Annotated in this window: 6 protein-coding genes and 1 tRNA gene; 1 reads left to right on the forward strand and 6 read right to left on the reverse strand. The window is 35.8% G+C overall.

Annotated features, from left to right (window positions below; genetic code table 11):
- Position 1: 1 nt before the first annotated feature.
- The 6 genes from trxB to IEV57_RS03080 all read right to left on the reverse strand — a co-directional run bounded on the left by trxB (position 2) and on the right by IEV57_RS03080 (position 6,996).
- The gene (gene trxB, locus IEV57_RS03055) at positions 2-940 is read right to left on the reverse strand and encodes a thioredoxin-disulfide reductase (RefSeq protein ID WP_188439550.1); all 939 of its coding nucleotides are present in this window, start codon (positions 938-940) and stop codon (positions 2-4) included.
- A 207-nt stretch (positions 941-1,147) separates the two neighbouring features.
- Positions 1,148-2,011: a sigma-70 family RNA polymerase sigma factor gene (locus IEV57_RS03060; RefSeq protein WP_188439552.1), complete on the reverse strand. Its 864-nt coding sequence runs from the start codon at positions 2,009-2,011 to the stop codon at positions 1,148-1,150.
- A 98-nt stretch (positions 2,012-2,109) separates the two neighbouring features.
- Entirely contained in the window at positions 2,110-4,245 is a 2,136-nt protein-coding gene (gene pnp, locus IEV57_RS03065) for a polyribonucleotide nucleotidyltransferase (protein ID WP_188439554.1), read from the reverse strand.
- 106 nt (positions 4,246-4,351) lie between these two features.
- Positions 4,352-4,627, reverse strand: a complete 276-nt coding sequence (gene rpsO / locus IEV57_RS03070) for a 30S ribosomal protein S15 (protein WP_188439556.1) — start codon at positions 4,625-4,627, stop codon at positions 4,352-4,354.
- Between the two features lie 43 nt (positions 4,628-4,670).
- Positions 4,671-6,521, reverse strand: a complete 1,851-nt coding sequence (locus IEV57_RS03075) for an LptF/LptG family permease (RefSeq protein ID WP_188439559.1) — start codon at positions 6,519-6,521, stop codon at positions 4,671-4,673.
- Positions 6,522-6,600: 79 nt separating this feature from the next.
- Positions 6,601-6,996 carry an START-like domain-containing protein gene (locus IEV57_RS03080; RefSeq protein ID WP_188439561.1) on the reverse strand — a complete coding sequence of 132 codons (396 nt, stop codon included), beginning with the start codon at positions 6,994-6,996 and terminating at the stop codon, positions 6,601-6,603.
- 192 nt (positions 6,997-7,188) lie between these two features.
- Here IEV57_RS03080 and IEV57_RS03085 point away from each other — a divergent pair.
- Positions 7,189-7,262, forward strand: a tRNA-Met gene (locus tag IEV57_RS03085).
- Positions 7,263-7,326 lie beyond the last annotated feature (64 nt).

The following is a 7,326-nucleotide window of genomic DNA, read 5'->3' on the forward strand; positions in this document are numbered from 1 at the left end:
ACTATTCTAGAGATGCCAAATATCTTTCAGCATCTAAAGCAGCCATACACCCAGTGCCAGCAGCTGTTACAGCTTGTCTGTAAATATGATCTTGCGCATCTCCGCAAGCAAATACACCTTCTACATTGGTCTTTGTACTGCCAGGAATAGTTTTAATATAACCTGATTCATCCATATTGATAAACTCCCTGAAAATTCCAGTATTTGGCTCGTGTCCAATGGCAACGAAAAAACCAGAGACTTTAATTTCAGAAACATCTTTAGTTACATTATTGATTAATCTAGCTCCCGTTACTTCATCTTCACCAAGGATTTCTTGTGTTTCAGTATTCCACAGAATTTCTATTTTCGGGTTGTTCATAACTCTTTTCTGCATGATTTGAGAAGCTCTCATTTCATCCTTACGAACAATCATGTAGACTTTACTACATATATTAGCTAGATACGAAGCTTCTTCACATGCAGTATCGCCAGCTCCCACTATCGCTACGTCTTGACCTTTAAAGAAAAAACCATCACAAACCGCACAAGCAGAAACTCCTCTCCCATTGAGCCTTTCTTCACTTTCGAGTCCTAACCATTTCGCTGATGCTCCAGTTGAAATCAATACTGTCTCTGCATGTATTTCTACTTGCTCGTCAACAATTACTTTATGTGGAGTCGAATTGAAATCTACTTTCGTTACTAAACCATAACGTACCTTCGTTCCGAATCTTTCAGCTTGCTTCCTGAAATCTTCCATCATCTCAGGTCCCATAATCCCGTTGGGATATCCAGGATAATTCTCTACATCAGTCGTAATGGTCAACTGACCACCTGGCTGGCCTCCTGTATATAAAATCGGGTTCAAACCCGCTCTAGCCGCATAAATTGCAGCTGTATACCCTGCTGGGCCAGAACCTATAATAAGTACTTTTACTTTTTCAATATCAGTATTCATTGCTCTTTTTTTATGGGTTGGCAAATTTTGTTAATTTAAAACTTACAACAAAATTAACATCTGTTAAAATTCCATAAATCATTTCTAATTTAAGTGTTGTTTAAAGACTTAAGAAACTTTGAAATGATTCACTACTTTTCAGGGAAGATTAGGTAATAAAAAAAGGGGATTAAAATCCCCTTTTCATTAGTATGCACATTAGGATTTTTAACCTAAATAAGGCTTTAAAGTTTTACTTCTTGAAGTATGTCTTAATCTCCTGATTGCCTTTTCTTTAATCTGTCTAACTCTTTCTCTTGTTAGATTAAATTTTTCACCAATTTCTTCGAGTGTCATGGCATGTTCTCCATTCAAACCAAAGTAAAGCGTGATCACATCAGCTTCTCTTTGAGTTAAAGTAGACAAGGCTCTCTGAACTTCTTTTCTCAAAGAATCATTCATCAATCCATCATCAGGCTTTTCTTCTCCGTCATTTTCCAATACATCCAATAAGCTGTTTTCTTCTCCTTGAACAAATGGTGCATCCATGGATACGTGTCTACCAGAAATTTTCATGGTATCGACCACCTCACTAGCTGTTATCTCTAGTACTTCAGCTAATTCCTCTGGAGATGGCTCTCTTTCGAATTTTTGCTCAAGTTCACTGAAAGTTTTACTAATTTTATTCAAAGAACCAACACGATTCAATGGAAGTCTTACGATTCTTGATTGTTCCGCAAGCGCTTGAAGAATTGACTGTCTAATCCACCATACGGCGTAAGAGATAAACTTAAAACCTCTGGTTTCATCAAATCTCTGAGCAGCCTTGATCAATCCAAGGTTTCCCTCGTTGATTAAGTCACCCAATGAAAGACCTTGGTTTTGATATTGTTTGGCCACAGAAACCACGAACCTTAGGTTAGCTTTTGTTAGCTTCTCAAGTGCTAACTGATCACCCTCTCTGATTCTTTTGGCTAAAACTACTTCCTCATCTGCAGTAAGTAGATCAACTTTACCAATCTCTTGTAGATACTTATCTAAGGACTGACTTTCTCTGTTGGTTATCTGTTTGCTAATTTTTAGCTGCCTCATTCAAGAATATATTTAATTACAATTTTGGACTCTGTTGTTAACAGATATTTATACTATTAAGGTTCAAAATAATCAATTTGATTAAATAAATCTTAATCTTAATTATCTGTTTTTTCTGGCTTTGGTAAAAGAACTTTTCTGGAAAGCTTGAATTTACCTGTCTTCTTATCTACATCGATTAGTTTAACTTGGATTTCTTCGCCTGCTTCTAAGACTCCATCCATCGTTTCTAACCTTTCCCACTTGATTTCAGAGATATGAAGTAAGCCATCCTTTCCAGGCATAAACTCTACAAATGCACCAAATGGCATGATGTTTTTAACTTTACCTGTATACGTTTCTCCAATTTCAGGCTGTGCTACTATACCTTTGATTCTTGCAATCGCTGCATTCATCGAAGTTTCGTCGCTTGAGAATACATTGATTTTACCAACATTATCCTTTTCTTCTATAACGATAGTCGCACCAGTATCTTTTTGAATTTCCTGAATCACTTTTCCTCCAGGCCCGATCACTGCACCAATCAATTCCTTTGGAATAGTCATGATAAATGATCTTGGTGTATGTGGTTTCAAATCAGCTTTTGGAGCTGCAAGTGTTTTGGTGATTTCATTTAAGATATGTAATCTTCCTTCTTTTGCTTGGTAAAGCGCTTCTTTCAATACATTGTAATCAAGACCTTCTACCTTAAGATCCATTTGACAAGCAGTGATTCCTTTTGCTGTACCTGTAACCTTAAAATCCATGTCCCCAAGATGATCTTCATCACCTAAGATATCAGAAAGAATAGAGTACTTTCCAGTTTTCGCATCCGAGATCATACCCATCGCGATACCTGTTACAGCAGATTTGATTGGAATACCAGCATCCATCAAAGCCAATGAACCAGCACAAACTGTCGCCATAGAAGACGAACCGTTTGATTCTAGAATATCAGATACAATTCTGATAGTGTAAGGGTTTTGATCATCTGCAGGTAAAACTTTTTTCAAAGCTCTCATAGCAAGATTCCCGTGTCCTACTTCTCTCCTTCCAGGACCTCTATTTGGTTTTACTTCTCCAGTAGAAAATCCAGGAAAATTGTAATGCAAGAAGAATTTATTGTAACCTGAGATCACTGCTCCATCCACCATCTGCTCATCCATCTTAGTACCTAATGTACAAGTAGTGATTGATTGAGTCTCTCCTCTTGTAAATACCGCAGATCCATGTGCTGAAGGTAGATAATCTACTACAGACCAAATAGGCCTTACTTCGTCAAGCTTTCTACCATCTAATCTTTTCTTTTCGTCAAGAGTTAGATTTCTAGCTGCTTCTTTGTGGATTTTAGAAAAATATGGTCCAATCAAACTTGCTTCAAACTCATGATCTTCACCTAAACTCTCTACAAATTCTGTTTTGATAGCTTTAATCAATTCTGATCTTTCAGATTTGTTAGCAATCATTTTGCTGACAGCGTCATAACATTTCTGATAAACCTCAGCATGCATCTTTTCAAATAAAGCTGGATCAGATTTCTCATGACTATACTCACGCTTCACTTCTTTACCTACAGCAATTGTCAATTCTTTTTGAATCTGACAATGTCTTTTAATTTCTTCGTGTGCAAGCTGCATTGCTTCCACCATTTCATCTTCAGAAATTTCATCTGCTTCACCTTCAACCATAAGAATATATTCTTCTGATCCAGCTACAATAAATTCAAGCGATGCTTGTACTAATTGCGTTGGTGTTGGATTGATGATTAGCTTGCCGTCTACTTTGGCAACTCTAACTTCTGAAATTGGACCATTAAAAGGGATATCAGAGACTGCAAGTGCAGCTGATGCCGCTAAACCAGCTAAGCAATCAGGGAGTACATCTGCATCAGATGACATTAAAGTAATTGCAATCTGTGTATCAGCATGATAATCATCTGGAAAAATAGGTCTGATTGCTCTATCTACGATTCTACTTATTAAAATTTCATAATCAGAAAGTCTTCCTTCTCTTTTAAGGAAACCACCAGGAATTTTTCCTGATGCAGCAAATTTCTCTTGATAATCTACTGACATTGGAAGGAAATCAACTCCTTCTCCTGCCTCTTTTTTGGACATTGCGGTTGCCAAAAGCATCGCATTACCCATTCTTACTACTACAGCTCCATCAGCTTGTTTAGCCAATGCACCTGTTTCAATAATGATTTCTCTACCGTCCTCTAGGGTGATAGTTTTAGAAATTACGTTTGGTAACATACAAGTTTGTTAAGAATAAATCTTTAATAGTTTTAAAAGTAAGGTTTAATATCTGGGGGAAAGCAAAAAAAAGTAAGGTTCTCAAATAGAGAACCTTACAGTAATTTTATTTACGTATTCCTAGGTCAGCAAGAACAGCTCTGTATCTTTCGATATCATTTCTGAAAAGATAGTTCAATAAACTTCTTCTCTTACCTACTAGTTTCAAAAGACCCAATCTTGAAGAGTGATCCTTTTTGTTAGTTTTCAAATGGTCAGTTAAATGCTTGATTCTGAATGTGAATAAAGCGATCTGAGATTCTGGAGAACCAGTGTCAGTCTCAGACTTTAACCTACCATGATTTTTAAACAACTCCGATTTTTTCTCTGTAGTTAAATACATGCTTAGTTAAATTTATTTTAAAACAATCACAAATGTACGAGCTTTATTTTGAATTTAAAAGTGTCTTCTTGTTTTTGCCAAACTTTGTTTCTATCCATTGCTTAAGCTTTTTAAATGCTTCTGTGTATACCTCCAATTCAAATAACCTAGCATCTTTTCTAGCTTGCTTTAAAAAGAAAAGACCAATTGGAATCAAAACCAAAATTGAAAACCAGGTTCCAAAGAGTGTGTTTGCCATTCCTTCTTTTCCCCACTTCTCCCCTGTTATAGTCAGCATGTAATAAATAATAAAGAAAATAATTGATACCAACACTGGCATTCCTAAACCTCCTTTTTTAATAATCGCTCCAAGTGGGGCACCGATCATAAACATGACAATGCAAGCAAAAGCAGTCGTGTATTTTTGGTACCAAGCGATTTGATACCTTCTATATTCTCTTTCTACTTCATTGATTTCAAATACTTTTCTATTAAATGCATTTTTAAGCGTTCTGGCATTGTTTAGAGCTACAGTTGCTGATCTTGATCTGTAGTTGTTTTTTTCAATAATTGAATCAATTCTTGTTTTTTGTGCTTCTGAAAATTCTGTAGACTTGATCTTGGCATTTACTTTAGATGAAACTACAGCTTGATCTTGAAATGTCGTATCAGGTGCGACAGACAATGCATTATCTAAACGTGAGGGAACATCTTGCTGAAAGTTTGAAAGATCACGAGGAGCTAATTTCCTTTTATTTTCATTTATATTCTCTAATTGTTCTGCTTGAAAATCTGTATTCTCTTGTGCTATCTCAATGGATGAAAGGTCCGAAGTACTGTCAAAAGTTATCGAATCATAACTTAAATTCCCTCCATCATCTATTGATCCTGCCATCTGAACCTCAATGTTTTTAAGAGAATCACGTTTATCAATACTTTTGCTTTTTTCTATCCTCAGAGAATCATCATATTTCTTCTTGTTTACTATATCCTCTGGAATTTTAAAATTCCTATTTCTTGTATAAAAGGGATAAGATGATTCTGAGGATGCGAAATTTGTGAAAATCATTCTGTTGATTTCGCTAGACATTGAATCCAATCCAACTCTTAACTGCCCTATATTTTTGATAGATCTATTATTTGACCATTGATCTTCAGATGTTCGATTCATTTGGAATGACTCCAAATTTAAGATAATCTGATTTTCAGAGAATCTTGTTCTGGTGAAATCTTGAGGTTTGTTATATGAAGCTCTTTTATCTCTAGATTCTTTGTAGCTGATTCCGTTATATAATGTCATACTCATGTAAGACTCGTTGAAAAAGGGCTCCATCCTTCCAGAATCTGCTAGAATAACATTGACATTCCCCTGCCCTTCTGAGTGATCATAAATAATTAGGTCAACTAATCTAACTTCGTCAATCTTCTTATTTACCTTGATACTGTATCTCGGGATACCACTGTAAAAAACACCTTCTTTGATATCTAGAGCCGGTGACTTCATTCGAATGTCGTAAAGTAAACTGAAGGTTTTAAGATTTACTTTTGGAACTAAATAATTATTAGATAAAAAAGCTAAAAATGACAAGACAATGACAAATATTCCAATGGGCCTTAAAGCCCGAAGAAGTGATATTCCGCTACTTTTGATGGCTGTCAATTCAAAATGCTCTCCTAAATTCCCAAATGTCATCAAGGAAGATAGTAAAACGGCCAGTGGTAAGGCCATCGGTGAAATACTAATCAAAAAGTAACTGATCAACTCGAGGTAAACTGTAAAATCTAAACCTTTACCGAAAATTTCGTCGAAATATTTCAGCATATTCACAGTCAGTAGAATAAAATCTACGACAATAAAAGTCAATAAAAAGGGACCTATAAAGGACCCTAGAATCAATTTATCAAGTTTTTTCATGAAGAAGTACTCCTCTTTAACAAAACTATTACGTTAAAGCTTTTGAATAAGATTTCAAAAATAAGAAATCCTTGGCAGATTATCCTCCTATAATTTCTTTTAGAGAAGCAATCAAACTGTCCCAAATAGATTCTTGCTCTTCATCATCATAAGCGTCACTGTAATCGATCACTCTCAAAAACATGGTTTGTGTTAATTCGTTTTCTTCAAGTTTAAATTCAATAAATGAATGATCGGTTTCATCTTCGCTATTGGGGTCATAAAAATCAAATTTCACGTGCATATTTGTTCTCAAAGCAACGAGCTTGGCATGATGATCCTCTCCATCATAGCTGAAGATGTAATTTTTGTCTTCATTGATTTTCACATCATCTGCAAACCACTCGGACAATCCACTCGCGGTACTTAAATAAGGAAATAAAATTTTTCTTGAAGTATTTATTTGATAGTCAGCTGTAAACTTGTTCTTTACCATAGTTTTAAAATTTTGATTCGTAAAAAATGTGATTTTTTAAGCAATCACACTTGTTTTTAACAACTCAACCTAGCATATTTGCATTCCAATTCGGCGAGGTAGCTCAGATGGTTAGAGCGCAGGATTCATATCCGCCGCGGCGGACACGGGTTCAACCCTCGATAAATATATTGACCAAATACATTATTACCTGGCGAGGTAGCTCAGTTGGTTAGAGCGCAGGATTCATAACCCTGAGGTCACGGGTTCAACTCCCGTCCTCGCTACATAAGCCCCACTTTTGGGGCTTTTTTATTGTACAATCTTCAAGAGTTAGGATTCATATCCGCC

This window comes from Belliella aquatica, assembly GCF_014637795.1.
In the GTDB taxonomy this organism is placed as follows: domain Bacteria; phylum Bacteroidota; class Bacteroidia; order Cytophagales; family Cyclobacteriaceae; genus Belliella; species Belliella aquatica.